The 25,210-nt window shown below is 42.5% G+C and carries 28 protein-coding genes; 17 read left to right on the forward strand and 11 right to left on the reverse strand.

The genetic code is table 11. The annotated features are described in order from the left end of the window. Positions 1-68 precede the first annotated feature (68 nt). Together E7X57_RS07230 and pyk are read left to right on the forward strand one after the other, a co-directional pair. On the forward strand, positions 69-326 hold the full coding sequence (locus E7X57_RS07230; protein WP_135612132.1) for a hypothetical protein: 258 nt from the start codon (positions 69-71) through the stop codon (positions 324-326). Positions 327-417: 91 nt separating this feature from the next. Beyond that, on the forward strand, positions 418-1,842 hold the full coding sequence (gene pyk, locus E7X57_RS07235) for a pyruvate kinase (RefSeq protein WP_135612665.1): 1,425 nt from the start codon (positions 418-420) through the stop codon (positions 1,840-1,842). Between the two features lie 94 nt (positions 1,843-1,936). Here the strand turns inward: pyk and E7X57_RS07240 are convergent, their stop codons facing one another. Then, positions 1,937-3,022 (reverse strand): (Fe-S)-binding protein, encoded by a 1,086-nt coding sequence (locus tag E7X57_RS07240; protein WP_135612134.1) that lies wholly within the window; start codon positions 3,020-3,022, stop codon positions 1,937-1,939. Between the two features lie 59 nt (positions 3,023-3,081). Between E7X57_RS07240 and E7X57_RS07245 the strand changes: the two genes are divergently transcribed. Next, positions 3,082-4,341: a GntP family permease gene (locus E7X57_RS07245; protein WP_135612136.1), complete on the forward strand. Its 1,260-nt coding sequence runs from the start codon at positions 3,082-3,084 to the stop codon at positions 4,339-4,341. Between the two features lie 56 nt (positions 4,342-4,397). Then, entirely contained in the window at positions 4,398-4,910 is a 513-nt protein-coding gene (locus E7X57_RS07250) for an O-acetyl-ADP-ribose deacetylase (protein ID WP_135612139.1), read from the forward strand. A gap of 78 nt (positions 4,911-4,988) precedes the next feature. Here the strand turns inward: E7X57_RS07250 and E7X57_RS07255 are convergent, their stop codons facing one another. From E7X57_RS07255 to E7X57_RS07270, 4 genes are read right to left on the reverse strand one after another with little or no spacing between them, the layout of a single operon-like run. Further along, a complete protein-coding gene (locus E7X57_RS07255; RefSeq protein WP_135612141.1) occupies positions 4,989-5,309 on the reverse strand; it encodes a hypothetical protein in 321 nt (106 codons plus the stop codon). Continuing rightward, positions 5,306-5,671, reverse strand: coding sequence for a DUF4064 domain-containing protein (locus tag E7X57_RS07260; RefSeq protein WP_135612142.1), 366 nt, complete (start codon positions 5,669-5,671; stop codon positions 5,306-5,308). Before E7X57_RS07260 ends, E7X57_RS07255 begins: the two co-directional genes overlap by 4 nt. Further along, a complete protein-coding gene (locus E7X57_RS07265) occupies positions 5,668-6,033 on the reverse strand; it encodes a hypothetical protein (RefSeq protein ID WP_135612144.1) in 366 nt (121 codons plus the stop codon). Before E7X57_RS07265 ends, E7X57_RS07260 begins: the two co-directional genes overlap by 4 nt. After that, the gene (locus E7X57_RS07270; RefSeq protein WP_135612146.1) at positions 6,030-6,320 is read right to left on the reverse strand and encodes a PLDc N-terminal domain-containing protein; all 291 of its coding nucleotides are present in this window, start codon (positions 6,318-6,320) and stop codon (positions 6,030-6,032) included. The genes E7X57_RS07265 and E7X57_RS07270 overlap by 4 nt, the downstream gene beginning before the upstream one ends. A 257-nt stretch (positions 6,321-6,577) precedes the next feature. Here E7X57_RS07270 and E7X57_RS07275 point away from each other — a divergent pair, with 257 nt between their 5' ends. The 5 genes from E7X57_RS07275 (at position 6,578) to E7X57_RS07295 (ending at position 9,264) form a co-directional block, all read left to right on the forward strand. Beyond that, positions 6,578-7,024 carry a hypothetical protein gene (locus E7X57_RS07275; RefSeq protein WP_135612148.1) on the forward strand — a complete coding sequence of 149 codons (447 nt, stop codon included), beginning with the start codon at positions 6,578-6,580 and terminating at the stop codon, positions 7,022-7,024. Next, entirely contained in the window at positions 7,021-7,437 is a 417-nt protein-coding gene (locus tag E7X57_RS07280) for a DUF1673 family protein (RefSeq protein ID WP_135612150.1), read from the forward strand. Before E7X57_RS07275 ends, E7X57_RS07280 begins: the two co-directional genes overlap by 4 nt. A 33-nt stretch (positions 7,438-7,470) precedes the next feature. Next, positions 7,471-7,707, forward strand: a complete 237-nt coding sequence (locus E7X57_RS07285; protein WP_135612152.1) for a hypothetical protein — start codon at positions 7,471-7,473, stop codon at positions 7,705-7,707. Between the two features lie 93 nt (positions 7,708-7,800). Continuing rightward, complete coding sequence (locus E7X57_RS07290) at positions 7,801-8,541, forward strand: DUF1673 family protein (protein ID WP_135612154.1); 741 nt, start codon at positions 7,801-7,803, stop codon at positions 8,539-8,541. Next, positions 8,542-9,264, forward strand: coding sequence for a DUF1673 family protein (locus tag E7X57_RS07295; RefSeq protein ID WP_135612156.1), 723 nt, complete (start codon positions 8,542-8,544; stop codon positions 9,262-9,264). A gap of 43 nt (positions 9,265-9,307) precedes the next feature. On the opposite strand, the gene E7X57_RS07300 is transcribed toward E7X57_RS07295, so the two are convergent. Next, positions 9,308-10,213, reverse strand: coding sequence for a cupin domain-containing protein (locus E7X57_RS07300; protein ID WP_135612158.1), 906 nt, complete (start codon positions 10,211-10,213; stop codon positions 9,308-9,310). 305 nt (positions 10,214-10,518) lie between these two features. On the opposite strand from E7X57_RS07300, the gene E7X57_RS12950 reads away from it, so the two are divergent. Continuing rightward, entirely contained in the window at positions 10,519-10,638 is a 120-nt protein-coding gene (locus E7X57_RS12950; protein WP_371413176.1) for a symporter small accessory protein, read from the forward strand. Position 10,639: 1 nt separating this feature from the next. Beyond that, entirely contained in the window at positions 10,640-12,232 is a 1,593-nt protein-coding gene (locus tag E7X57_RS07305) for a sodium:solute symporter (protein WP_135612160.1), read from the forward strand. Positions 12,233-12,601: 369 nt separating this feature from the next. Here E7X57_RS07305 and E7X57_RS07310 read toward each other — a convergent pair whose 3' ends face one another. Genes E7X57_RS07310 through E7X57_RS07320 form a run of 3 tightly spaced genes read right to left on the reverse strand, consistent with a single transcriptional unit; the run spans position 12,602 to position 17,129 of the window. Beyond that, positions 12,602-14,530, reverse strand: a complete 1,929-nt coding sequence (locus E7X57_RS07310; protein WP_135612163.1) for a hydantoinase/oxoprolinase N-terminal domain-containing protein — start codon at positions 14,528-14,530, stop codon at positions 12,602-12,604. A gap of 30 nt (positions 14,531-14,560) precedes the next feature. Continuing rightward, the gene (locus tag E7X57_RS07315; protein WP_135612165.1) at positions 14,561-15,742 is read right to left on the reverse strand and encodes a Cdc6/Cdc18 family protein; all 1,182 of its coding nucleotides are present in this window, start codon (positions 15,740-15,742) and stop codon (positions 14,561-14,563) included. A gap of 16 nt (positions 15,743-15,758) precedes the next feature. Further along, positions 15,759-17,129 carry a monomethylamine:corrinoid methyltransferase gene (locus E7X57_RS07320; protein WP_135612167.1) on the reverse strand — a complete coding sequence of 457 codons (1,371 nt, stop codon included), beginning with the start codon at positions 17,127-17,129 and terminating at the stop codon, positions 15,759-15,761. A gap of 623 nt (positions 17,130-17,752) precedes the next feature. Here E7X57_RS07320 and E7X57_RS07325 point away from each other — a divergent pair. Beyond that, positions 17,753-18,550: a DUF1638 domain-containing protein gene (locus E7X57_RS07325; protein WP_135612169.1), complete on the forward strand. Its 798-nt coding sequence runs from the start codon at positions 17,753-17,755 to the stop codon at positions 18,548-18,550. 120 nt (positions 18,551-18,670) lie between these two features. Beyond that, entirely contained in the window at positions 18,671-19,102 is a 432-nt protein-coding gene (locus E7X57_RS07330; RefSeq protein WP_135612171.1) for an adenylyltransferase/cytidyltransferase family protein, read from the forward strand. Positions 19,103-19,173: 71 nt separating this feature from the next. On the opposite strand, the gene E7X57_RS07335 is transcribed toward E7X57_RS07330, so the two are convergent. Then, positions 19,174-20,316 (reverse strand): pyridoxal phosphate-dependent aminotransferase, encoded by a 1,143-nt coding sequence (locus E7X57_RS07335; RefSeq protein ID WP_135612173.1) that lies wholly within the window; start codon positions 20,314-20,316, stop codon positions 19,174-19,176. 53 nt (positions 20,317-20,369) lie between these two features. Further along, a complete protein-coding gene (gene ribH / locus E7X57_RS07340) occupies positions 20,370-20,789 on the reverse strand; it encodes a 6,7-dimethyl-8-ribityllumazine synthase (RefSeq protein WP_210409045.1) in 420 nt (139 codons plus the stop codon). 190 nt (positions 20,790-20,979) lie between these two features. Here ribH and E7X57_RS07345 point away from each other — a divergent pair, with 190 nt between their 5' ends. The 4 genes from E7X57_RS07345 (at position 20,980) to E7X57_RS07360 (ending at position 25,182) form a co-directional block, all read left to right on the forward strand. Continuing rightward, complete coding sequence (locus tag E7X57_RS07345; protein WP_210409046.1) at positions 20,980-22,026, forward strand: calcium/sodium antiporter; 1,047 nt, start codon at positions 20,980-20,982, stop codon at positions 22,024-22,026. Between the two features lie 152 nt (positions 22,027-22,178). Then, positions 22,179-23,390: a glycine betaine/L-proline ABC transporter ATP-binding protein gene (locus E7X57_RS07350; protein WP_135612175.1), complete on the forward strand. Its 1,212-nt coding sequence runs from the start codon at positions 22,179-22,181 to the stop codon at positions 23,388-23,390. A 3-nt stretch (positions 23,391-23,393) separates the two neighbouring features. Next, entirely contained in the window at positions 23,394-24,224 is an 831-nt protein-coding gene (locus E7X57_RS07355; RefSeq protein WP_135612177.1) for a proline/glycine betaine ABC transporter permease, read from the forward strand. Between the two features lie 94 nt (positions 24,225-24,318). Further along, positions 24,319-25,182 (forward strand): glycine betaine ABC transporter substrate-binding protein, encoded by an 864-nt coding sequence (locus tag E7X57_RS07360; protein WP_244603636.1) that lies wholly within the window; start codon positions 24,319-24,321, stop codon positions 25,180-25,182. Positions 25,183-25,210: the final 28 nt, after the last annotated feature.

A 25,210-nucleotide genomic window follows, 5' to 3' on the forward strand; every position in this document is an offset into this window, starting at 1 on the left:
AAGTTGGCATTAAAGATACATCAAATTTCTATTATTTATTATTCATGATCTCTTAAGAGGTGCTATTTATGGAAAATGATCCATTCAAGGAAATTCAGAGACAGATCGAGGGACTTAAGCATCAGCTACAGGAAAAAGATGAAATGATCATGGACCTTGATGGTCAGATCACTGAGTTGACAGCTTACATTAATACGCTTCATGAAAGGTTTACAGATCTTTCTCTGGAGATGGGGGAACTATTTGCTTCCAATCCTTCCAAAAAGCGTGGGACATACGCAAGGGACTCAATTGTGTATCACGCGGAATCTGAAGAAACAAAATAATACCTTTCAATTCTTTTTTTCAACCAAATACATTTAATTCTACATAGTTAATGCTTTAAGGCAGCCAGCTTATAGTTCAACTATGAGTTCCATGAAGCTGCCGGATCACAAGACCAAGATAGTATGCACCATCGGACCTGCATCTTCTTCGGAAGAAATGCTACGTAAGCTTATACTGAACGGGATGAACGTTGCGAGGATCAACTTTTCCCATGGCGACTTTGAAAGCCATGGAAAGGTCATCCGTACGATCAAAAAACTACGTCAGGAGCTGGATGTTGTTGTTTCTATTATGGCCGATCTCCCAGGTCCGAAGATCCGTGTAGGTCAGCTTCAGGATGAGCCCCTAACCCTGCAGAAAGGGGATAAAGTAAAACTGACCACTGATAAGATAGTAGGTTCAGGCAATCTGATACCTGTTGATTTTGATAAGCTTCCTTACTGTATTGCAAAGACCTCAAACGTTTATTTAAATGATGGTTTCATCCAGATGAAATGTAGTGGTGTCTGCAACAATGAAGCTGAATGTGAGGTCGTTGTCGGGGGTCTGCTTTCTTCTCATAAAGGCGTAAACCTGCCCGAAACCGACCTTTTACTTGACCCTGTTACAGAAAGGGACCTTGATATCGTGGATTTTGCATTGGGTGAGGGAGTCAATTGTTTTAGCGTATCATTCATTGAGCGGGGTTCAGATATACAGAAGGTAAGGTACCATGCTGAGAAACAGGGTCATTCTGTTTTCCTTGTAGCAAAGATAGAGAGAAGTCAGACCCTGAAGAACATTGATGGCATACTGGATATGACCGACGGTCTGATGGTTGCACGTGGCGATCTTGGGGTAGAAATACCTATAGAGGAAGTTCCGATCGTCCAGAAGGAGCTGATCCATAAAGCAAATCTTCGCGGGATCCCGGTGATAACTGCAACTCATATGCTTGAGTCAATGACCGAAAATATCAGGCCAACACGCGCAGAAGCGACCGATGTGGCAAATGCTATCCTTGACGGAACCGACGCTGTAATGTTATCCGGTGAAACAGCGGTTGGAAAATATCCGGTAGAGACCGTTAGTACAATGGTCAATATTGCAAAGAAGACCGAAACGTGGCGTACAAGGAAAGGCTTTGGTCTTGACCTTATCAGAAAAGGTATCGATGAGACCACTATGAACATCAGTGATGTTATTTCACTTCAGGTACATGAAGCGATCAACAGGCTTCCTATAAAGTATGTTGTAATACCCACATATTCCGGTGGCACTCCAAGACGCATCTCAAGATTCAAGCCAGATGAATGGATAATTGCAATGAGCCACCTCGACCTGACCTGTGAACAACTAGCCTATTCGTATGGCGTATATCCTATCAAAGTAATGGATGGGTCTGAAGGCCTTGAAGAGAAGATCAACAATACAATGAGATCAAAGGACATAGGAAAATCCGGCGATATGATCGTCCTGACCCAGGGTCATGAAGGCGGTACGAATCTTCTGAAGATCATCCAACTGACTGAATGATTGGCTGGACAGCTTACCAACTAACTAGCTAACTAACTGAATGACTGGATAATCGTAAATTATCCCGTCATTATAAGCCGTTAGTTATTCAAATTTAAAGTATGCTCTGCAAAAGCAGTAGTGAGATGTCCTGCATATCGATCTCTACATTTTTTTCATGGCACACATTTTCCAGATGATGGTAACAGAAAGGACAGTAGGACACAGTACCATCAGGTGCATCTTTGAAATGTTCAATGGTAAGCATTGCAACCTTTGATGAAATTTCCGGGAAATTTGGTTTCACACCGGCAGGACCGCCACAGCAGGCAGTTTTCCTGTCGAACATTTCCCTGACCTCAACCCCCATTGAGGAAAGGATCTTCCTGGGGATATCGGACATTTCCATGATAGCACAGGCATCCCTTACAGATACAGTCTTGTTCAGATTCTTTGGAGTAAGTTTCCCCTCATCAATGAGCTGATCGAAAAGTGAAAGTGAATATATCACTTCAAATTCGGGTTCACGGAAGAGCTTAGGATATTCTTCCTTAAGTACCGTATAGCATCCCGGACATGAAGCAATGACCTTTTTTATTCCGAGGGATTCGAGATATTCAACATACTCTTTTGCATATTCCTTAGCTTCTTCAAGATGACCATTGTCTATCAGGAAAAGACCACAGCATTTCTCTTCCGGAATTGCTCTTGGTACTATTCCTCCTGCATTGAGTAGCTTAATAGTGGAGCGTGCAATATCCTGATGTGCAAATGCTATCCAGCAGCCTGCCATGTAGGCTACATCCGAGCTATCTTCAAGCCCAAGATCATTCGTGGCCCAGGAGTTTCGAACTGAAGCATCTTTCCTTCCCGGGCTTCCTGACTCGAGAATGTTCCTGCATATCTGTGTGGTTCTGGCAGGTTCCTTTCCCTGTTTTACCAGTAGATCCCTTTCTCTCTGGATAATATCGGTGATAGGAATATTCATGGGACAGACATCATCACAGGCACCGCAGCGGGTTGAAAGATAAATATCATTAATTTCTTCCTGATCAAGCTCATCCCCATCGAGCAGCTTCTGGAGAAGCATTATCTTCGATCTTGGCGTATACTTGTTGTCTGTAACTTTTGAAATATGGCAGACATCATAACACTTTCCACAATCGATACAATAATCCACAGCAAGCAGGTCTTCATCCATTTTATTGCTCCTTCGTTCTTCCGATGCCATCATATATCTTCTGATACATCAAGCCTTGTATGGAATCACTGCTCATCTTTATATTTATTATTATTTTCATCAGCGTCCTCACGATCAGGTTCCATGTCACTCCCTTCCTGACCCTTATAGCAGCTGCATTCATATTTGGAATACTCAATGGAATGACCGAATGGCTGGTACAGTATGTAACCGGGGGTGCCGGTCGTATCTTCTCCCTCCTGGGGATCCCCATCTATTGCGGAGCAGTGATAGCCCAGATCCTGAGACATGGTCATTTCATTGAGAAGATCGTGGACGATGTGAGGCGAACCATCAAAGCTCCTGATATGGCTGCAGGAATTGTAGGTTACCTTCTTTCCATTCCACTCATGTGCTGTCTTACTGCATATGTGGTGATGCTTCCGCTTATTGAACAGATGGAGAAGGAACATTCATCAAATGGAAGACTTTTCTACATGGCAGCTTTCGGAAGTGTGCTTTCATTCGTACTCATCTTACCATTGCCTGTTGTTTACAGCATGAGCACAACCTTTGGAGTCCCGGGATCTGAGAGTTTCGGCATTAATCTCATAACTGTTCCTCTTTCCCTGTTCCTGCTCAGTATCGGTTATGTTGTCTCGAAAAGACTTAGCAAAGGCCAACAGCACCCGGTTCCGGAATTAGAAGGACTTGTAGAGCCGGTTATGCTTTCCCTGCCTCGCTGGAAGGTCTGGCTGCCCATAGCACTGCCTGTTGTACTGATAACCATCGGTTATCTGTTCTCCCCGCTTTCAGCAATTAGTGATGTGAACATTGCTCTTGTTATCTCCGTGTTCGCTTCACTTCTGCTGGTAAGCGAAGGGCCTCGCAGGCTCGCACTTGAGAAAGGGACAAAGAATGCAGGTATCATACTCTTCGACCTTTGCGGTGCAGGGGCCCTTGGTTTCGTAATATCCGCAAGCAGTTTCCCGGATGAGGTATTTGCCCTGATATCAGGTATTCTTCCGGTAGTAGTAATTCCGTTCGTACTTGCAGTCCTTATACAGACGGCTCAGGGTTCCCGTGTGGTGACAGCAGTCATTACGGCAACCATTCTCGCCGGTACAGACATTGTTGCTTCTATACCAACAATTCCTCTCATACTGATGATCTCAGCTGGCACACTGATCGTTTCATACGTCAGCGATCCTTATTTCTGGCTGATACAGCGCTCCACAGGAGATTCAATACCCACTGTCGTTCGCAGGTTCACGCTTCCTCTTGCTGGTGCAGGAGTTCTGATCTTCTGCTGTGCCATGGTGTTTTTCATGCTTGGGTAAAACTTGTAGGAAAAAGCAGGATAATCCTAAAATCCTATCATGCCAAACTATAATGTATGCTTTCGGACAGGATAGTAGTTACCAAAGGTGATATTGTAGAACTGAATGTTGATGCAATCATTAATGCTGCCAACAATTCCCTTTTGGGAGGTGGCGGAGTGGATGGTGCCATACATTCAGCAGCAGGTCCTGAGCTTCTTGAAGAATGCAAAAGACTGAAAGGCTGTCCCACGGGAGAAGCAAAGATCACCTCCGGTTATGATCTTCCTGCAAAATGGGTAATACATACCGTTGGTCCGATCTGGAGGGGAGGAACTTACGGGGAAGATGAGATGCTGGCTCGCTGTTATCGTAATAGCCTGAAAGTAGCGGTAAGGAATGGTGTGAGGACGATAGCCTTTCCTTCAATAAGCACAGGTGCATATGGTTTTCCTGTAGAAAGAGCTTCTAGGATAGCAGTAAATGAGATCGCTGGTTTTCTTGGGAAGAACAGCTCTATAGAGAAAGTTCTGATAATTTGTTTTAATGACAGAGCATTTGATAGCTATTCACGTGCTCTTGAGGAATAGATGGCATAAGGGGATGCGATCTACATTCATCTCTTCATTACAGTCTGTTGTAATAAGGGGCCGATTGATGTGATTTATTTAATCCTTATCCCATATTGCCAGAATTCCGCCAACTGTAAGTGAAGCTCCGGGATTGATCCACCATATCCAGAAGAATAGGCCAAATCCTATTATGCCGGATACAAGCATCAATTTTCCTCCTTTTTTCATATCAGTTCTAGCAATATTCCCTCCTGCAATTCCTACCAATCCCACTATCAATGAAATCAGCCCAAAAAATATCATTGCCAGCAAAGAATCAGTCAGTGCGAATATTGTGTCGTAGAATATGACCAATGATGTTATCACTCCTAATGATCCTCCCAAGAAGCCTAAAGCGGTTTCAACTTTTATGCTCATGATATTTCCTTCCTGTTATCTTTCATTGCCATGATCCCCCCGGCAGTGAGCAGTATTCCTGGTATGATCCACCAAAAAGTGAAGAATAAAAAGAATCCGAGTATGCCGGATATCAGCATTAATTTGCCACCTTTTTTCATGTCTGATTTAGCAATAATTCCTCCGGCAATTCCCACCAAACCTACTATCAGTGTAACTATTCCAAAAACCACCATAAATCCGAAGTCCTCTGGAGACGCATATGTTATGGAACCTCCGCCTGGCCAGATACCAGCCAGCACGATATAAAAGATGAAGGCTGACGCAAGGACTCCCAGAGAACCCCCGATAACTCCCAATGCTGTTTCAACTTTTGTGTTCATGAAAAATCCCCACCGGCATCTTTCATTGCCAGAATCCCACCAGCAGTAAGTAATATTCCCGGTATGATCCACAATGCAAAGAGCAGGAAGAAACCAAATATACCTGATGCCAGCATTAATTTAGCACCTTTCTTTTTGTCCGTTCTAGCAACAACTGATCCGGCAATTCCTATCATGCCCAATGCCAGTGCTATGAGGCCAATGCCCAGGATTATAAAGACTTCCATAGGAGCTGGAGGGTATTCTAAAATTCTACTGCCGAATCCTAAATTGAAAGCTGCAAACAAAAATAAGCATGCTGAAGCGGCAACTCCAAAAAATCCGCCAACGGTTCCTAATATTGTTGCAGCTTCTTTGCTCATGATATTTCGCCCCTGTTGTCCTGAATTCTTACCAGATAGTAATACAATATCGCACCTATGAAATTCAGGAAAATTAAGGCAGCCGACCAGATCAATTTGTCATACTCTCCTTTGCCGGGGAAACTATCTGTCCCTCTTCGCAGACAGTCAGCCAACATGAAAAACCAGAAAACAAGAGCTATTAGGAATATTCCCCATAGCAGTTGGCCTATGTGATATGCAAAAACAATTATCGCAAAGAATACAATAAGTCCGGCAACTATCCATTCTGAATCACTTTTACTCATTTGCATTCATTCCCTTCCAATCATTTTCAATTTCATCATTTATTCATTTTAAGCGTCTTAACACTATAACTGAAAATTTCATTATAAGAATCTTATGTCCATCCCATCAAATTATTATGTTAAATAGAATTTTTAATTAGTAGAAACATACCAAATTTTTGTATAAAAAATAATTAATGACATATTTCTTATTTATTTTTGCTCAATGATAAAATAAATTAACAATGTATTTATAGTAAACATACATATGTTGACATATGTTCCTTCCAACAGGAGATAGACAGTTCGAGTTCTGGAAACTGCGAAGAAGTGGGTCCCGCAATATCAATATCGCACACTCATTCAATATCTCCAGGCAGGCAGTATCCAGGGCACTTATTGGCATGGACAAACGTGTTGAAAATATATTGCTTGAGATGGCAAGGTCAAACCAGATCCATGTGGAGAGTATGAACGTTGAAAGGGGCATATTGTTCGGTCAGTCAATTCCTCTGAATGTTAGTGCCTTGATCTTTGTGTCTGAAAAACATGGTGTTCAGGTGTGGTATGAGCACGAAGGAGATTGCAATGAGTGCAGCAGGTACAAGGAATGCATGGAATTGCTCTGGGATTTTGCAGATGAGATGAAGATAAAGCTCGAACAGACGGACGATCCTACAAAACTGGCAGAGGAACTATTTGAGAAGTTGAGGGAGTTAGTATGACAATAAATGTAGCAGAAACTATACGGAAATTCATGGGATGGTGTCCCAATACAACTATGGGAAAATCAAAATCATCTCAGCAGATTGATTTTGCAAACACTTCACTGAAACCTTCAGGAATAATGAATAAAAGAAACTCAGAACGGACTATCGTTGGACTTATACCATTTTTCGCGATACTCGTTTTCACATATCACATCGGGCAACTATTATGGGGAATCATCCTAGTAGCCCTTGTTTTCTGGCTTTTCATGTTAGCCGACTGTCTGCAAAGAAGCACAGATCGTTTTCCCGGTAAAGGCGAATATGATAAAGTGATCTGGTCGATTGCCTTAATTTTCCTGAATTTCATAGGTGCAGTGTTGTATTACTGTCTGGTAAGGATTCAGGACAACCGGACCAAGATCTCATGAACATGAAAATCAAATAAGGGAAGCCTAAGACAAATGAATCAAGAAAATGAAATAAAAGCAACTATTGTTTCACTGATTGCAATTTCTTTGTTTATAGTATCCGCTTCAATTTATCTATTAGGTACTGATGTAGACTTACAGAGGACGATTCTGATATCTTTAAGCATACTCGCTTTTGGAATAATTGGCATACTCGGTTTATTGAAAATCAGTAAAATTAAACGAGAAAAAGCTGATCGTGAAAGAAAATTGCCTAATCTGAATACATAATGTCCATTGAAAATAAGATTCGATCAAGGTTCAACGACCGGACGATCCTACAAAAATGGCAGAAGAACTGTTTGAGAAATTGAGGAAATTGGTATGACAATAAATGTGGCAGAGACTATACGGAAAGTCATGGGTTGGTGTCCGAATAGAACATCAACGAGAATAAAATCACATCAGAATCTTGATTTTGTAAATAATTCACTCGAACCTTCAGGAAGAACAAACGTTAAACTTGTTCAATCTGGAAATGTCATATTCCCTGCAAATACTTCCCTGTTTTTCATCATCATTGTATCCGTTTTTAATATGGTCCTGTTTTTTGTAAGGGGCCAGGATTCTACCATCTTTATTCCCACCATTGTTGCAATGTGCCTCTTATTTTACTTACTAGTAACAAAAATATTTCATTCAAACGTTTTAATTGATGAGAATGGGATCCATCTACAGTCTTTTGAGATGAAGTCTATTACACTAAAGTACAGAGAAATAACATCCGTCACATTAAATAAGCGAACTAGATCTACAGTTCTGATAACTCTACTACTCGTAATACCACTAACAGTTATTGTCTCATTAGCTGCTTATTCAGCAACAATACGCGGAGAGTGGCAAATGATCATATCTATTGTCTCGTTAGTGCCAGTATACCTGCTTGCAAAACATAAACTCGATAGGAAATATCATGATATGGCTACACAATTATCCATCCAATATGAAAATAAAAACCGGTATACAAGATGGTATGAATCTATGTCTTATTATTCGATTGTAACTGATGAGATGACAGCATCCAGAATTCAAGCTGCGATTGAACATTACAGGGGTGTACAGTAAATGGTATCCTTTGAAAGTGTCAAAAGAATGATGGGATGGTGTCCAAATGCACCTTCAACGAAATTGAGATCACATCCGGCTCTTGATTTTGTGAATAAATCACTCGAACCTTCCGGCAGATCAAATACTAAATCTTTCCGATCTGCTAACGTAACATTTCCAACCAATAGCAGCTTGTATACTGCTTTCCTAATAATAGGATTTAGTATATTGCTTCATCTTCCTTCACGTCTTGATCTTTTGAATTATTTAATAATTCTGTCAGTGGCATATATTTTATGCTATTTCATTGTAGCCAGGAGCTTTCAGGCAAGCATTTTGGTCAATGATTCTGGTGTGCATTTAAGTTCCATCGGGCTGAAAAATATTACATTAAACCACAGTGAGATCGGGACCATCATTTCTAACAAGCTTGCACAGTACTCAAAGAAAACACTCCTGATGTTGAAATGCATAGCTTTTGTAATCGTTTTTGCATTAGTTACACATATGGTTATGCTGGGAGAATGGCGAACAATCCTATCAATGGTCCCACTATTGCCATTATCCCTGTTTGCATATCAAAAACAGAAAAAAGATTACTACAATTTGGACACACAATTGTACATCGAATACAAAAATAAGAAATGGTATAGATTGAGTCCTTATTATTCACTTATAACTGATGAGGCGACAGCATCCGAAATACAGGATGCTATTGAGCATTACGGGAAGACGCCGTAAAATGCTGTCTTTTGAAAAGTCAAAAGAAAGGGGTGATGGCGGATCACTCCACCATTTCCTCGTTCTCTTCTGACCAGACAGGCTGATTTATAGCAAAGAACTCAAGGTCAACATCCCCGGCATTCTCCGTGTATTGCTTTGAGTTTGCAGGTATGTGAACAAGCTTTCCTTTGCTCAGCTCAAATGGTACATCCTCTATGTAGAGGACCCCTTCGCCTTCAAGTACATAATATACTTCCGGATTATTCATCATGTGAGGTTCAATGGATTTCCCCGGTTTGATAATAACATGGGCAATACTGTAATTGACTTCCAGTTCTTTATTAACTGTTGCCGGGTGGAGCAAATTTCCAATAAAAACGTCTCCAAATCGGCTGAAATGTTCCAGATCCTCAACATCATTGGTATAGATATAATCATTAACGTAGAATCCGGAATGCACAAGGTATGTCTGATTATCGATCGTAGTTCTCTTGACGAAAGTGGACTTCTTGGAAGGGACAGTCTCACCTGGTTTTGGCCAGTAATAATTGACCCATCCCTCTCCCTCTTCGCTTAAAGCGGTGTCAATGATAATCATACCCAACGGCTCACCGTTGTAGTCTTCAAGATCTAGCACGCTCCCACCTTCCCCACTTACCTTAGGAGGGAAAACAACACGTATTCCTTCAGTCTTCCAGACGGTGATGTAGGAATTATTATGGTACCACTGGCTGTCCTTTTGCCTGAATTCAGGAAATGCAAGCTCTCCTTTTTCACCTATCAGGTCGATAGCGGCATTGACTAGGGCTATTCTTTCCTGTTTCTGGGAATATAGCTCACTCTGCTCTTCTACGATAATTAGATCATCCTGTTCACTAATGTCTGTACCTTCTGTTGATCCGACACAACCCATTCCAAGGGTTGATATAAGTAAAATAATAATAAAAACGCCTGTTATTTTTTTCATCGGGTAATCACAGGTATACCAATCGTGATTTTCTATATTTGTATATTTCTAAAGTTCAAAATAATACATATTTTTGGTACGTACCCATTGTCTTTTCTTTTTATGATGTGCTCACAATACAAGCCTGTCTATTCTAAAACATCTCTGTACTTGTAGCTCCATTGATGCGCATTTACATTCAATTAATTGTATTATTTTACTCGAATAACTTCGAAACATTAAAGTATGGTTCTTGTTAACAATCACCATTATTCATCTTGCTACGTGTTAGCAAGCATCAATCAAAATAATGGCAAGTGGTAGTTATGTTAGGTATCGATGATCCTCAAATATGGTTAGCATATGTCCTGTGTATTGTAAGTGCACTGGGATGTATGGTATATGGAATTTTAAAGTGGAACGAAGAAGAGGACGAGGAGTGCTAAGATGGCGGTCAGTACTTCAACCCTGGGAATATTTGTCCTGATCTATATGCTCGCCGTGTTCTATTGCGGCTGGCTTGCATACAGGAGAACTAAAGAGGTCGACGACTACATGCTCGCCGGAAGGAACGTCAATCCTTACATTCTCGCACTTTCCTATGGTGCAGCCTTTATCAGTACAGCTGCGATCATCGGTTTTGGCGGTGTGACAGGAACGCTTGGCCTTGGAACCCTCTGGCTCGTGTTCATGAATATCTTTGTGGGTATATTCATTGCATTCGTCGTTTTCGGTGCAAGGACAAGAAGGATCGGTGTGAACCTCAATGCTGTTACATTCCCTGAACTTCTGGGAAGACGTTTCCAGTCACGTTTCATTCAGGGTTATTCCGGCGCCCTTATCGCTGTGTTCATGCCTCTTTATGCAGGAATTGTCCTCATCGGTGGTGCGAGATTCATGGAAACCGCACTTTCTGTTGACTATGATATTGCCGTCCTTATCCTGACAGTTATTGTTGCTGCTTATGTTATCACAGGCGGATTGCTTGCGGTCATGTACACCGATGCACTTCAGGGAACCCTTATGCTCGGTGGTATGGCAGTTCTTCTCGCACTTACCTATGCAAAGCTTGGTGGTATCGTTGAAGCTCATCAGGCACTCACGGATCTTGCACCTCTTGTACCTGAATCACTGGCAGCCGGTGGTCATCAGGGCTGGACAGCAATGCCGGTATTTGGTTCACCCATCTGGTGGACAATGGTGTCAACCATCATCCTTGGTGTTGGTATCGGTGTACTTGCACAGCCACAGCTTGCGGTCAGGTTCATGACCGTTGACAGTAAGAAATCCCTTAACAGGGCAGTCTTCGCTGGTGGTCCTTTCATCCTCATGATGGCAGGAGTCGCATACATCGTAGGTGGACTTTCCAACGTTTACTTCTTTAATACTACCGGAATGCTTGCTATTGAAGTTGCAAAAGGAAACATGGACGTTATCATGCCTGAATACATCAACAGTGCAATGCCTGAGATGTTCGTCATCGTCTTCATGATAACCTTACTTGCAGCTGCAATGTCAACCCTGAGCTCACAGTTCCACACAATGGGAACAGCTATCGGACACGACTTCTATCGCGAGTTCCTGATGAAGGGTAATGCAAGAAAGACCGTTGACGTTACAAAGATCGGTATCTCAGTTGCCATCCTGATCAGTGTCATTCTTGCATACATTCTGCCGATCAGCATCATTGCAAGGGCTACTGCGATATTCTTCGGGCTTTGTGCAGCAGCTTTCCTCCCAACATACATGGGTGCACTCTTCTGGAAGAGAATGACAAAGGAAGGTGCAATTGCAAGCCTTGTTGTTGGTACTTTTAGCAGCCTTTTCTGGCTCACTTTCGTCCATGCAAAGGAAGCAGCCCCTCTTGGTATCTGCCAGGCTCTCTTTGGCACAGAGACATTGCTCACAGGAACATGGACAGTTATCGATCCTATCCTTGTAGCAACCCCACTCGCAATGTTGGTTGCAGTTGGTGTAAGTCTTGTTACGACCCCACCAGCAGTGGATCACCTTGACAAGTGCTACGGAACTAAAAATTGAGAATTTATTATTGGGAAATTATGAGTTGCAGGCGATGTTAAAGCCTGCATCTGGCTTTTTTATTTCGTTTTTCTTTTTGTATTGTTGTGTTAAGTTCGGATTTGATCTTCCGCATGATTGTTTTGGGACATAGGTAATTATGAAAAATGCAACTTTTCAAAATTAATTTACTGCCCAGTTTTAGTTCACTTCTCGCAATCGGAGTTCTCGGTATGGTTTATAACATATTCAGAAGAAGGATTTAAGTGCGATATTCAAAGATGCAGTTACTTTTATTTTTTTGATTAAAACGACTAAACCCAATAGATTAAAAAAATCAAATAAAAAGAGGATATAAATGCATCTTTCTAGCATTCGCTTTCTTAATTCTTATTCATCTTCCTCGATGTGTTCGGTAACACCCAGAACAACGATCTTGGTCTCCACCAGTGTATCGGATCCTTCGAGGGTCACTTCATCCTTTTTGATGTCAATCTTCACCGAATCCGGGTCAAGACCGATTTCCTTCATATACTCGTAGATGGTGTCCTTGCCAAGCTTAAGTGCATGTTCCAGCGCATCCTCATAGTCATCGATGATCTCTCTCCCTTTCTCGGAATAGACATAGCACTCCCAGTCCGGTGCGGCCATGGAAACAGGGCGTATCAGTATCTCAAACCTTCTGATTCCTTTTGCAGCCAATGCTCCTGCAGAATTACCAACACTTGCGAATTCCGGTAGGATGATCTCAGCATCGATAAGCTTCTCTATTTCTTCGAGATATGCTATCACAGGGCCGCCGATCAGCACCACTGGCACATGCACTTTGAACTGAATCGGTGCTTCTGAATCGAATATATTGCGTATCTCTTCTCTTGATATATCCTCGAGGAAGAATGACACAAGGTCAGCTGCCATGTTCTTGGCAAACTCCTTCTTGACATATGATGCAAATTCATCTGCATCCATCTTATAAAGGGGAGCGAGGTGTTGTGCACCAAGACGTGAAGCTTCATCATTGTATTTCGTATATTCTCCGAGCACATGGAGGGCATCCGTAGGTGTGAAACTGATAGGTTGTATCAGCCTTTTCTGCATGAGCGTATCCAGATGTTTTGATGCTGGGTATTTGTTGATACGCGAACGTATCTCCTTAAGAGAAGTCGGTTCGTCATGAATGGCATTAAGGATTTCTATTTCTATATCAGTTAGTTCGAGTTGCTCATACTTTGTTCTTATGTAGAATTTGGTAGGCTGGAAGTTCCTCCCCAGTAATCCTTTGGAAGGAATCGGGTTAGTGGCAAGCTGCCTGAGAAATTTCGGAAACTGTGCTGCTGCTCTGCATAGAGGTATGACTCTTCGTGGACCAAAGTTGACCTTTCCTGAACTGACCCAGATATCACTATCCCCTCCAAGTGCTGAGGTTTCCATCCTTATGGCTTTGACCCTGGTCTTCCATCCGCCTACAACAGCACCGGATTCGCTCATTTCGGGGACACCATTTGTTATAACGGATACGTCAGTACTTGTTCCTCCAACGTCTATAACCGCACAGCTCTCTCTATTTGAGAGGAAGGAAGCACCAACAAGGCTTCCTGCTGGTCCTGAGAATATGGATTCGATCGGTCTTTCCAGTGCCCTCTTGATACCGACCACAGATCCGTCACATTTGAGCATGAATATCTTTGATTCCATGCCACGACCTCTTATCTCGGATTCTACACTGGACATGAACCTCTCGGTTATGGGGAGTAATTGTGCATTGAAGAATGCTGTCACAGCTCTTTCAAATGCTCCCAGGTCCTGTGATAGCTCATGGGCACATACTACAGGCATTCCCGTGATCTTCTTGACGATCTCCTTGACCCTCAATTCATGTTCATGATTTCTGATGCTGAAATAGGAAGAAACTGCAAAAGCTGACACATTTTCTTTTGCCCTTTGGGCAAATTCCCTTACTGCATTTTCATCCAGAGGTTCTGCTTCACCGCCCTTGTGGTCATGGCCTCCCTTTACCTGTATGAAATGTTCTGTGGGCAGGTCAGTGCTGATAACATAATCCCCTACAAGAATCAGTCCAACCGGGAATCCCGTACCTTCCAAGATCGTGTTGGTCGAGAGTGTGGTGGATACTGACACAGCATCAACCTGTGAAAGCATCTCTTGGCCAATCCCGTCAAGTGCTTCCCGGATACCATCAAGGGGATCCGGGTAAGTAGTCAGGGCCTTATAGGATGCAATTATTGAATCATCTGAACTTCTTACAACAACTGCATCTGTATAGGTACCACCTGCATCAATTCCAAGGTTTAGTTTCATGTTGATCTCCGTTAGCTAAGTACGTTCATGTCACAGTTCCTTAAGCCTGTAGTCCCTGTAAAGTATGTCTTGCATCTTCTTTGTGTTCTTCCTGAGCGATATGAGACGTGTCTTGCCATATCTTCCCCTGCTCCGCACAGGCGCTGAGATGATCCCCATCATATCGAACTCTGAGACAATACCTGAGACGCTTGTGCGTCCTAGTGGATTAGTGCCTATACGATCACAGAACTTCCTGTAGAGCATTTCTATCTGGCCTGTTGTGATCTTATCGTTCAGCTCCCCGTTAAGTCTGATGATGCTGAGCAGGACAAGCTTTGAATTGAGGGGGAGGTTTTCAAGTGAGGTTAACAGGTCTTTTTCTCCCATCTCTTCATTTGCAAGCAAGACATGTTTTTCAGTTATTTTATCCTCATTCGTGATGTCTGCTATATCTCCTGCTTTTTCCAGCAAATTCAGGGCTCTACCACAATCATGCTCCTCTCCGGATAGCTCCGCACATAGTGGTACTACTCCTCCGTCCACAACATCTTCCACAAACGCAATTTTACAGCGGTCGTTCAGTATCTGCTCAACCTCTTCTTCGCTATATGGTGGAAATACTATGTTCCTGTACTGGAGTGCTGAAACAACAGTTTGCTCGACCTTAGGGTAAAAGAATATGTCATCACTAATTCCAATAATGCCTATGAATATGTCTTCTTCGATGCTCATATTCTCGCTGGTATAGCTGAGTTCATAAAGTATGTTCTTGTCTTTCAGAGCCTCGATTTCATCAAAGACCACAATTATTGTGATCCTCTTTTCGTTCAGCGCTTTCCATAATGCTCTGTAATATTTTCCCATTGAGAGTCCCGTTCTTGGAACTTCTGTTTCGGGTGATACCATGTTCAGCATCTCAAGTATGATCTTGCTGGTCGTGTTGATCTTCCGGCAGTTGATGAAGACCGGAACAACGTTAAGGCCTTTCTTCTCAATGTTCACGCTCAGCTGTTTCAGGACAAATCTCACAATAGTTGTCTTACCTGTCCCTTTAATTCCAGATATCAGTACATTTGCAGGCTCTCCATGGTGGAGAACAGGTCTTATCAGTGAAGCAAGCTCAGTTATCTGCTTTTCCCTTCCAACAAGCCTGTCCGGAAGATGCCTTGGAGAAAGCGATGCCCTGTTCCTGAATATATGGATTCCATCTGTTCCGAAAATATCATTCATGTTGATTCCACAGTTATCACTCGATGCCACAGTATTTTCTAACTTCTGCGAATACTTCCTTGTAGAGTTTCATGTATTCGTCTGTAGGCTTCATTTCATACTCTGATTTCACTTTATAGCATTCGTTAAAAGGTTTGCCTTCGGGAGCATGTACCAACAGGTTCTCATATTTCCTATAGATGTTCCGGGCAGCCTCATCTGCTTCCAGAAGTGTCAGGCCGGTTGCCATGTGTGCAACTTCTCCCATGAACCTGGATTCAAGTCCTGTGGAGTGATCGGTACCTGCTCCGCGGGCACCCACTGGCCCTATCAGTACGTCCCTTCCACAAACAGTATCTCCTATAGCTTGTGCAGCGGTCTCATAGAACATCATATCAGTACAGCAGCCTGCAAGATTCCAGTAATATCTTCCTATGTAATGGTGCATGTTACGTGAAATAGCAAGGGATGATAGGTTAGAACCCCACATGACCTCTTTTGCTGAGGATGAATTTGTATTCACATGGACTGCACCGGAAACGTGTAAACTGGCACCAGTGAGCAGCTTTGATTGTATGGTCTCTGCAACATCAACGATAGCAAGTCCTTCAGGTGAGCCGATACCTGTTCCTCCAAAAACCGGACACTGGCCGCTCAGGAAATGGTTACCGTGCTCAAGGTGGAATATGGATTTATAGAATGTCTCATAGTCAGTCTTAAGCTCATCCAGCTGGTAGGCCTCCTGGACATCTGCACTGGAGTACAGTTCATCGGAAGAAACCAGCATATATGCCTGTGAGATGGTCGGTGTTCCGGGTCCCATCAATGTAAGACCTTCACGTCCTGCAAGTTTTGTTGCAAGCCTTTCCTCTCTGGCTTCCTTCAGCGCGGCAAGCATCTCAAATGGTGTTTTCCCGCGTATTCCTTTACCTCCCATCTTTTCAAGTGCACCTGCATATATACCCTGTACAATAGGCTCCATGGCAGAACTTACGTGAACTTCAAGGAAGTTCTCCTCGGAAACAGTACCTCCCATAGGCCCTCCGATTATGACCGGTGGTTCGGAGTCCATAATGTACCTGAAGGGAACTGTGATCTTTTCATTCTTTCTTCCTATCTCAAGCGTTTCGGAAGTGCTCAGGGACTTTACAATATCCTCTTCTTCGATCTGTATGGTTTTCTTTGTGTCAATGCAGTAGATGCCCACAGATGTCACTAACTGGACTGCAGCTTCAAATACGGAGTCTGCAAGGCTTGTATCAGTTGGTACAATACTTTCTCCGTCATATTTGATATCGAATTGTTCTGCCAGTTCCTGTGATTTCATGAATACTTCCATATCATGTTCATTTTCTGATTTTTCTTCACCTGTAGTGGCAGATCTGAGGTACTTGTATATGTTGTTCATAATATTGACTCCTTTATTTTCCCGTGTTTGACTTTTTTCATTTCATTTTGTTTTACTGTTAATCTTGTGAAAACTCCATGAAATTATTCCCTAAACCTCCATTGACATGGAATCCATATATAGTTTTCCATGCAAATCATACATGAACCTATTCTGACATGGAAGGAAACTGGATACCCTCTCATTTTCACCTGTGAATAGTATCAGATCTAGTTAGAGAATGCTGCTCCTTCTGAAGGATTAAAATGATCTTCTTGCATTGAATAAAGATTAAACAAAGTTAGTTGTCAATAAGATAGATCTAATCGAAAAGTTGATTTTTTAAATCAACTTTTGGCATTCTCCACAAGTTGACCCCATTGATTTAACCGCTCTTGAATGTGTTTATTCAAAGTAAATGCTATCTAGTCCTTAGTATTCTTCTTCATATAGTGTAAAGAACCCTTGGAAACCCCTCACTTTCATTGTCTCTTTTTGTCGTTTTAATGTCGCTTTTCACTTGTCGCATTTGTTTCCCGAAATATTCACCTGATTCCCATCAAAAAGCGACAAAAACGACTATAATAGACATCCTTATATAGTTCCGACCTGCAACATTATCTACTGTAAAAGAGGAGTAAACTATGCCTGTAATAAGCCTGATAGGATGCAGGATGTTCGAAGATGAGATCGTTCATCTTGTTGAACATGATCCTTTGATAGATAATCTGATCGTTGTCGAGAACAAGGACTGTGAAGGTCTGGTAAAGAAGCTTGATGACATAGGGGTTTCTTACAAACTTATACCTGAAAGCAAACTGGCATCCATGTGCTCAGATCAGTGTACTGAATCCTATTGCTTTATTGTGAATATACTTGAATTTGCATTACATGCTATACCCACCAACCTCAAATCCGAGGTATATAAGAAAGTAGAGGGCATGTCATCTTACTCGGAAGGTATACTTTTGTTCTATGGACTTTGCGGTAATGTCCTGGGTGATGTTGAAAGCGATCTCGAGGATCTTGAATGCAAGATCTGTATTCTCAAGGAAGAGAACGGCGAGATCATCGATGATTGCATCGGGGCAGTGCTTGGAGGCAGAGAGGCATACCTGCATCACCTCAAGAGCTTCAAAGGAATAGGTACTTTTTTCCTGACACCCATGTGGGCTGCGAACTGGGGAGATATGCTTGTTGCCGGTGGTTTTGGAAAGGACCCAAATGATACTGAAACTTCTAAATTCGTTTTTGATGCAGTCGGCTACAAGAAAGTAGCAAAATTGGATACCGGACTGCGTTATGAAAAGAAGTTCGATGATATCGTTAAGGAGTTCGCTGAGATATTCGACTTTGATATCCTGAATATCGAGGGAGAGCTTGGCCTCATTGAAGGCTGCTACAGGAAGTTCCGCAATGAAGTTTTGAAAAGGGAACACTGATCAGTCGAATTCCATGTTGCTTGTCCCCTGCATAATATTATTAAGGTTGTGTGCATTACCTGAACTGTAAGATCCATCGATCTATAAATCCATTTATCCATATATCTAGGGTGATCTTTCGTGAAACGAGTACTTGCCACAGGAACTTTTGACATTTTACATCCCGGACATGTTTTCTTCTTAAGTAGTGCCCGTGCTCGTGGTGATGAGCTTTATGTTCTGGTTGCAAGGGATTCCATGATAAGGCACAAAGCAAAGCCCATTGTTCCTGAAGAACAGAGACTTGATGTGATAAGTGCTTTAAGAGTAGTAGATAAAGCATTACTTGGAAGTGAAAAGGATATTTTCGAGCCTTTGTACGAGATCGACCCCGACATTATCGTTCTTGGTCACGACCAGACCTTTGATATTGAGGAACTTCAGAAAAGCCTGACAGAAAGAGGCTTTAAGGCAAAGGTCACACGCATCGATGAATCACTGAAGTGTCCACTATACAGCAGTGGGAGAATTGTCAATAAAATACTCGAGCGATACTGCGAGAGTAGAGACTGATATTAGTATTGATCAAGCGATCGATCCCGGATCGAATGGGGATCTAAAAAATAGATATAAAATAAAAAGACTTAGAGGAGTGTTTCCTCTATCCTCTGAAGTGCTTCCCTTATCCTTTCCTGTGATGTAGCATAGGAGATCCTTATGAAATCCTTACTGCTTGATCCGAAACCTGATCCCGGAGTTACTGCTACGTGTGCTTCCTGTAGCAATTTGTCTGCTACTTCATCACCATTGCCGAACTCACTTACATCGGCAAATGCGTAGAAAGCACCGTCGGGTTTCTTGCACTTTAAGCCGATCCTGTTCAGGCCATCGATAAGGATATCCCGTCTTGCCTTGAATTCCGTGATCATGTTATTGACAGGTTCCTGAGGTCCTTCCAGTGCTGCTACGCCACCAAACTGTGCGAATGTTGTAGCACTACTTACGGAGTGGGAATGGATCTTCTTGAAACCGCTCATCAGTTCCGGTATAGCTGCCACGTAACCAAGCCTCCAGCCGGTCATAGCATATGCTTTTGAAAAGCCGTTAACTGTTATGGTACGGTCGTGCATGCCATCCAGTGAGCCCATACTGATGTGCTTTTTATCATAGATGATCTTCTCGTATATCTCATCGGAGATCACAAGCAGATCGTGGTCGATAGCAAGGTCTGCAACTGTCTTGAGCATCTCTTTATCATACACTCCTCCTGTTGGATTGCATGGGGAATTTACGATGATGAGCTTTGTCTTGTCAGTTATGAGTTCCTCAATTCCATAAGGCATGAATCCGTTATCCGGATCAGTAGGCGCCCATACGGGATTTGCACCTGCAAATTTGATGCAGGGACTGTAGGATACCCAGGAAGGATCAGGAAGGATAGCCTCATCATTATCGTCGAGGACTGACATGATGATCTCAAAGATCGCCTGCTTTGCACCAGGAGTGACAAGTACATCATTTGGTGTAAGATCAAGCTTGTTCTCATTTACAAGCTTGTTTGCAATTGCTTCCCTGAGTTCCGGAATACCGTTGGATGGTGCATAATGTGTTTCACCACGGTACATTGCGTCGGCAGCTGCCTTGCAAATATGTTCAGGAGTGTCAAAATCCGGTTCACCGAGGCTGAAACTGATGATATCGATACCTTCACTTTTCAGCTTGTTGGCAGCGTTTGCGATCTTGATCGTTGCCGATTCTTCTACACGCTCAAGTCTTGATGATGGCATAGGAATTACCCTTTGTTATATCGTTTTTAAAGTTCGATCTGAAATGGTCCAGGTTATTTAAGACGCCTGACAAGTTTTACAGCAGCTTCAACAGCACGTTTTGCGTAATCCACACGCTGGTGTGCTTCCATGCGTGTCATGCCAGGTCCTGCAATACCAAGTGTCACAGGTTTGTCAAATTCCAGTGAAAGGTCGGTGATCTTCCTTGCAGCATGCTGTACAACGATCTCGTCGTGCTTTGTAGCACCTTCGATCACAATACCAATTGTGATAACAGCGTCGATGTCGTCTCGCTTGCAAAGCTTCTTGATAGCAAGAGGCATATCATATACGCCAGGTACCAGAATAGTGTCTATGACCTCAGCGCCAAGGAACTTTGCATGCTCTGCTCCCAAAAGCTCCATCTGGTATGTCAGGTCCCTGTTAAACTCAGCTACAACAAATCCCAATCTAATAGGTTCATTATCACTCAAAGCATTAAACTCCTTTATAATGTATATAATGTCTAAGTTCTCTTATTCATTAAACATCAATCTTGCATATAAATATACGTATAGACTATAATTTCATCCAATTTATGATCCCTATTATTCACAATATCATACACAAAAATGAGGACATGATACACAAATATTAATAGAAATGCTTTCAAATAACAAGCTGATGCTATCAAATGTCGCTATCCTGCTTATCGGCCTGATACTGTTGGTAAAAGGCTCGGACCTTTTTGTCAGTTCAGCATCTGCTATTGCAAAAAAACTTGGGGTTTCAGAATTTATTATCGGGCTGACTCTTGTTGCGATTGGAACTTCAATACCTGAACTTGCTTCCTCTATAGCGGCTTCACTTTCAGGATCCAGTGGAATTGTTGTCGGAAATGTCGTAGGTTCGAATATTGCGAACATAGCCCTTATAGTCGGCTGTGCTGCGATCATTGCTGTAGTGAAGACCGATTCAGATATGCTGAAAAGAGATGGATACATTATGCTTTTTGCTTCCACGCTTTTCCTGCTTTTTGCATTTGATCTGCAACTATCAAGAGGTGAAGCAGTTATCCTTATCCTTTTTTACGTAGCTTACGTTTTCTTTTTGTTCGAGGACAAGTCAAAATATGAAGGTAAGTCCTATTTCAAGGAATTTATAAGTTATTTTGTCAAATTCAAATATGTAGAGTCAATGAACAATCGTATCAGAGAGGGCATCAATGGCTTTAACTCCGATGATAAAAAAGAGACTGAAAGGGATCGCAGTGACATTTCCAAAGATCTTCTTATTCTCGCTGTTAGCGGAATAGCAGTAATATTTGGTGCCAGATACTTTGTCAACGAAGCGATATTCTTTGCACAACTCTTTCAGGTCCCTGACACCTTTGTTGGTGTCACACTGGTTGCAGTAGGAACTTCACTTCCTGAACTTATGGTTACAATATCTGCTGCACGTAAAGGTTATGGTAATATTGCGATAGGAAATGTTATCGGCTCCAACATCACGAATATCTTCCTGGTACTGGGAATCTCTGCATTTGTATTCCCTCTCGAAATAACAGGACTCAGTATTATGTTCACGATCCCGTTCATGATCATGATCAGCGTAGTTTTGTTATGGTTCATTAATACTCACTGGGAGATCAGGAGAATAGAAGGAATAGCACTGATCTTGCTTTATCTGATCTTCCTGATATCGTTGTTCAGGTCCGATGTGTTCTTGTGATCACTGAACCATTATTAAATTTGTAAATGATCTGTGGACACTCCAATCGATATATTTTGCAACCCCAAAATATATAACACATCGTTTCACTGATTAGAGCCAACGAAATTAAGACCTCAATAAGTTTTTATTCAGCATTGAGAATGCATTCAATGTTAACTGGAGATTTTAGTATCCAAAAGCCAAAAAAGAAAATTGAAGTACGAAACCTAACTAAGATTTTTGGGAAAAAGCCCAAAAAAGCACTTTCTCTTATTGAAAAGGGATTCTCAAAGCGTGAAATCTTTGAAAAGACCAGACAAAACGTTGGACTCTACAATATCAATTTCGATATCTACGAAGGCGAGATCTTTGTAATTATGGGCCTTTCAGGCTCTGGAAAATCTACTCTTTTGCGATGTATTAACCGCCTGATTAATCCCACTGACGGACATATCCTCCTCGATGGTAACGATGTAGCCACGGCAAGTTCAGAGGAACTGCGAGAGATGCGTCGGAAAAAGATGGGAATGGTTTTCCAGAATTTTGCACTTATTCCTCACAGAACAGTTCTGGACAATGTTGCATACGGTCTCGAGATACAAGGTGTATCAAAGGAAGAGAGGTATGCTAAGGCGAATGAAGCTATCGAAACTGTTGGTCTGAAGGGCTATGGGGAAAGCAAGACCTCCCAGCTTAGCGGAGGGATGCAGCAAAGGGTCGGACTCGCACGAGCACTCGCAAATGATCCCGATATCCTTCTGATGGATGAGGCTTTCAGCGCTCTTGACCCCCTTATAAGAAGCGAGATGCAGGATGAATTGCTTGCACTGGAGGATAAGATGCAAAAGACGATCGTTTTTGTATCTCATGACCTTGATGAAGCGCTGAAACTGGGTGACCGTATCATGATAATGAATGACGGGAACATCGCCCAGATCGGCACTGCTGAAGAGATCCTTACAGAACCTGCTGATGATTATGTTTCAAGGTTCGTGGCAGGTGTTGACCGGACCAAGATATTTACTGCAGAAGCGGTAATGAAACGTGCCGAACCAGTGGTATCAATTAACTCCGGTCCGAAAGTTGCTTTGCAATTGATGAGAGAACATGGTATATCCTCTATTTTTGTCGTGAACAGGGAAAAGCACGTTGAGGGTATCATGACAGTAGATGATGCACTAAAAGGTTCAAAAGAAGGAAAGAGCCTTAGGGATATTATGTCCGATGATGTCACGATCATTCATCCGGATACTCCTTTAAATGAACTTATCCCGGTAATAGAGAACAGTTCTCCCCTTGGAGTTGCAAAAGAAGATGGAAAACTTATTGGAATAATTGTAAGAGGAAGTGTACTCGGTGCACTTGCGATCGAGGAGGTGTGATCAATGGATATGCCTAAGATCCCGATTGGCGAGGGTGCGGAAACTCTGGTCAACTGGATCGATGATAATTTTGGAATGGCTCTGGACCTGTTCAGTGATGTGACCGATTACATGATCTCCGGTCTTAATGATATACTGCTTTTGTTCCCTCCTATATTATTCACACTGATCGTTGCAATTGCTGCATATTTCATTGGTAAGAAAGATCGAAAACTTGCAATTGGAAGTGCTGTTGGTCTACTCCTGATAGATAATATGGGACTGTGGGAATTGTCTATGGAAACGATTGCACTTGTACTTGCATCGGCTTTCCTTGCATTACTTGTTGCAATACCATTGGGAATAATCTCAGCAAAGAATGAAGTGGCATTCCATGTGATCAAGCCAATACTTGACCTGATGCAGACAATGCCTTCATTTGTGTACCTTATTCCTGCTGTCATATTCTTCGGACTTGGAAATGTCCCCGGACTGGTTGCAACGATCGTTTTCGCAATGCCTCCGGCCATCAGGCTTACAAACCTGGGCATCAGGCAGGTCCCGAAGGAACTGACAGAGGTCGCCGATGCATTTGGTTCGACCCCATTGCAGAAACTGGTCAAGGTGGAACTTCCAACTGCACTGCCAAGTATTATGGCAGGTGTCAACCAGTGTATAATGCTTTCACTTTCAATGGTGGTAATAGCTGCCATGATCGGTGCAAGAGGTCTGGGATATCAGGTCCTTATCGGCATACAGAGGGTCGATATCGGTCAGGGATTCGAAGCAGGACTTGGAATTGTGATCATTGCGGTCATACTTGACAGGTTCACACAGCATCTTACGCCTAAGTAAGATGCATCTATCTTTCATAGCGGCAATGCCGTATGATAACTGTATGAAAAAAATTGGAGAATATTTTAAAGTTTGTGATATTTTGAAAAGTAAAATGAAATCATTTATGTTGATCCTAGTATTGATACTAACTCTTGTTGCAGCTGGTTGTGCAGAGCAGGGAGATGCAAACGAAGATGCAACTGTTTCTGAAAAAGTAAAAGTTGGATACGTTCTCTGGGACGGAGAGATCGCAAGCACCAATGTGATAGAACAGGTGCTTGAGATGAAGGGTTATGATGTGGAAATCGTAGCAGTTGACGCAGGTGCACTTTACCAGGGTCTTTCACAGGGAGACTTTGATTTTACAACATCCGCATGGTTACCTGTCACTCAGGAAAACTACTGGAACCAATATGGTGACCAGGTTGTCAACGTCAGACACAATCTTGAAGGATGCCAACTGGGAATTGCAGTTCCTACATATGTTGAAGTTGATTCTATCGAAGAGCTCAACGCCAACAAGGATGCATTCGATTCTGAGATAATAGGTATCGATCCTGGTGCAGGGATCATGCAGAATACCGAAAATGCAATTGAGGCATACGAACTTGATTACACACTTATCTCAAGCAGTACAGCTGGAATGACTGCCGAGCTTAGCAGGGCCATTGCTGATGAAGAGCCTATAATTGTTACACTCTGGTCACCACACTGGTCATTTGGCCGCTGGGATCTCAAGTACCTCGATGATCCGGAAGGTGTATTTGGTCAGGCAGATAATGTGGACACCCTTGCACGCATGGGTCTTGAAGAGGACATGCCGGAAGTATATGGCGTGCTTACAAGGTTCCACTGGTCACATGAAGATATACAGTCGGTAATGCTTGACATGGAGAGTGACATGTCTCCAGAGGAAGCAGCGGCAAAATGGATAGAGAACAATCCTGAAAAGGTAAACGAGTGGTTGGGCGAGTGATCCCCTTCCATTTTTCTTTTTGTTAACT

Origin of the sequence: Methanococcoides sp. AM1 (genome assembly GCF_900774055.1) — an archaeon.
Lineage (GTDB): Archaea > Halobacteriota > Methanosarcinia > Methanosarcinales > Methanosarcinaceae > Methanococcoides.

Bases quoted from the DNA above. Each gene is read 5' to 3' on its own strand.
- E7X57_RS07355 (WP_135612177.1), top strand. From the start codon at position 23,394: ATGGATATGCCTAAGATCCCGATTGGCGAGGGTGCGGAAACTCTGGTC.
- E7X57_RS07255 (WP_135612141.1), bottom strand. From the start codon at position 5,309: ATGAGCATAAAAGTTGAAACCGCTTTAGGCTTCTTGGGAGGATCATTA.
- E7X57_RS07280 (WP_135612150.1), top strand. From the start codon at position 7,021: ATGACAATAAATGTAGCAGAAACTATACGGAAATTCATGGGATGGTGT.
- E7X57_RS07310 (WP_135612163.1), bottom strand. From the start codon at position 14,530: ATGAAACTAAACCTTGGAATTGATGCAGGTGGTACCTATACAGATGCA.
- E7X57_RS07360 (WP_244603636.1), top strand. From the start codon at position 24,319: ATGAAATCATTTATGTTGATCCTAGTATTGATACTAACTCTTGTTGCA.
- E7X57_RS07295 (WP_135612156.1), top strand. From the start codon at position 8,542: ATGGTATCCTTTGAAAGTGTCAAAAGAATGATGGGATGGTGTCCAAAT.
- E7X57_RS12950 (WP_371413176.1), top strand. From the start codon at position 10,519: ATGTTAGGTATCGATGATCCTCAAATATGGTTAGCATATGTCCTGTGT.
- E7X57_RS07270 (WP_135612146.1), bottom strand. From the start codon at position 6,320: ATGAGTAAAAGTGATTCAGAATGGATAGTTGCCGGACTTATTGTATTC.
- E7X57_RS07315 (WP_135612165.1), bottom strand. From the start codon at position 15,742: ATGAATGATATTTTCGGAACAGATGGAATCCATATATTCAGGAACAGG.
- E7X57_RS07350 (WP_135612175.1), top strand. From the start codon at position 22,179: ATGTTAACTGGAGATTTTAGTATCCAAAAGCCAAAAAAGAAAATTGAA.
- E7X57_RS07285 (WP_135612152.1), top strand. From the start codon at position 7,471: ATGAATCAAGAAAATGAAATAAAAGCAACTATTGTTTCACTGATTGCA.
- E7X57_RS07230 (WP_135612132.1), top strand. From the start codon at position 69: ATGGAAAATGATCCATTCAAGGAAATTCAGAGACAGATCGAGGGACTT.
- E7X57_RS07290 (WP_135612154.1), top strand. From the start codon at position 7,801: ATGACAATAAATGTGGCAGAGACTATACGGAAAGTCATGGGTTGGTGT.
- E7X57_RS07245 (WP_135612136.1), top strand. From the start codon at position 3,082: ATGGAATCACTGCTCATCTTTATATTTATTATTATTTTCATCAGCGTC.
- E7X57_RS07320 (WP_135612167.1), bottom strand. From the start codon at position 17,129: ATGAACAACATATACAAGTACCTCAGATCTGCCACTACAGGTGAAGAA.
- E7X57_RS07305 (WP_135612160.1), top strand. From the start codon at position 10,640: ATGGCGGTCAGTACTTCAACCCTGGGAATATTTGTCCTGATCTATATG.
- E7X57_RS07345 (WP_210409046.1), top strand. From the start codon at position 20,980: ATGCTATCAAATGTCGCTATCCTGCTTATCGGCCTGATACTGTTGGTA.
- pyk (WP_135612665.1), top strand. From the start codon at position 418: ATGAAGCTGCCGGATCACAAGACCAAGATAGTATGCACCATCGGACCT.
- E7X57_RS07300 (WP_135612158.1), bottom strand. From the start codon at position 10,213: ATGAAAAAAATAACAGGCGTTTTTATTATTATTTTACTTATATCAACC.
- E7X57_RS07240 (WP_135612134.1), bottom strand. From the start codon at position 3,022: ATGGATGAAGACCTGCTTGCTGTGGATTATTGTATCGATTGTGGAAAG.
- E7X57_RS07335 (WP_135612173.1), bottom strand. From the start codon at position 20,316: ATGCCATCATCAAGACTTGAGCGTGTAGAAGAATCGGCAACGATCAAG.
- E7X57_RS07265 (WP_135612144.1), bottom strand. From the start codon at position 6,033: ATGAGCAAAGAAGCTGCAACAATATTAGGAACCGTTGGCGGATTTTTT.
- E7X57_RS07325 (WP_135612169.1), top strand. From the start codon at position 17,753: ATGCCTGTAATAAGCCTGATAGGATGCAGGATGTTCGAAGATGAGATC.
- E7X57_RS07250 (WP_135612139.1), top strand. From the start codon at position 4,398: ATGCTTTCGGACAGGATAGTAGTTACCAAAGGTGATATTGTAGAACTG.
- E7X57_RS07275 (WP_135612148.1), top strand. From the start codon at position 6,578: ATGTTCCTTCCAACAGGAGATAGACAGTTCGAGTTCTGGAAACTGCGA.
- E7X57_RS07260 (WP_135612142.1), bottom strand. From the start codon at position 5,671: ATGAACACAAAAGTTGAAACAGCATTGGGAGTTATCGGGGGTTCTCTG.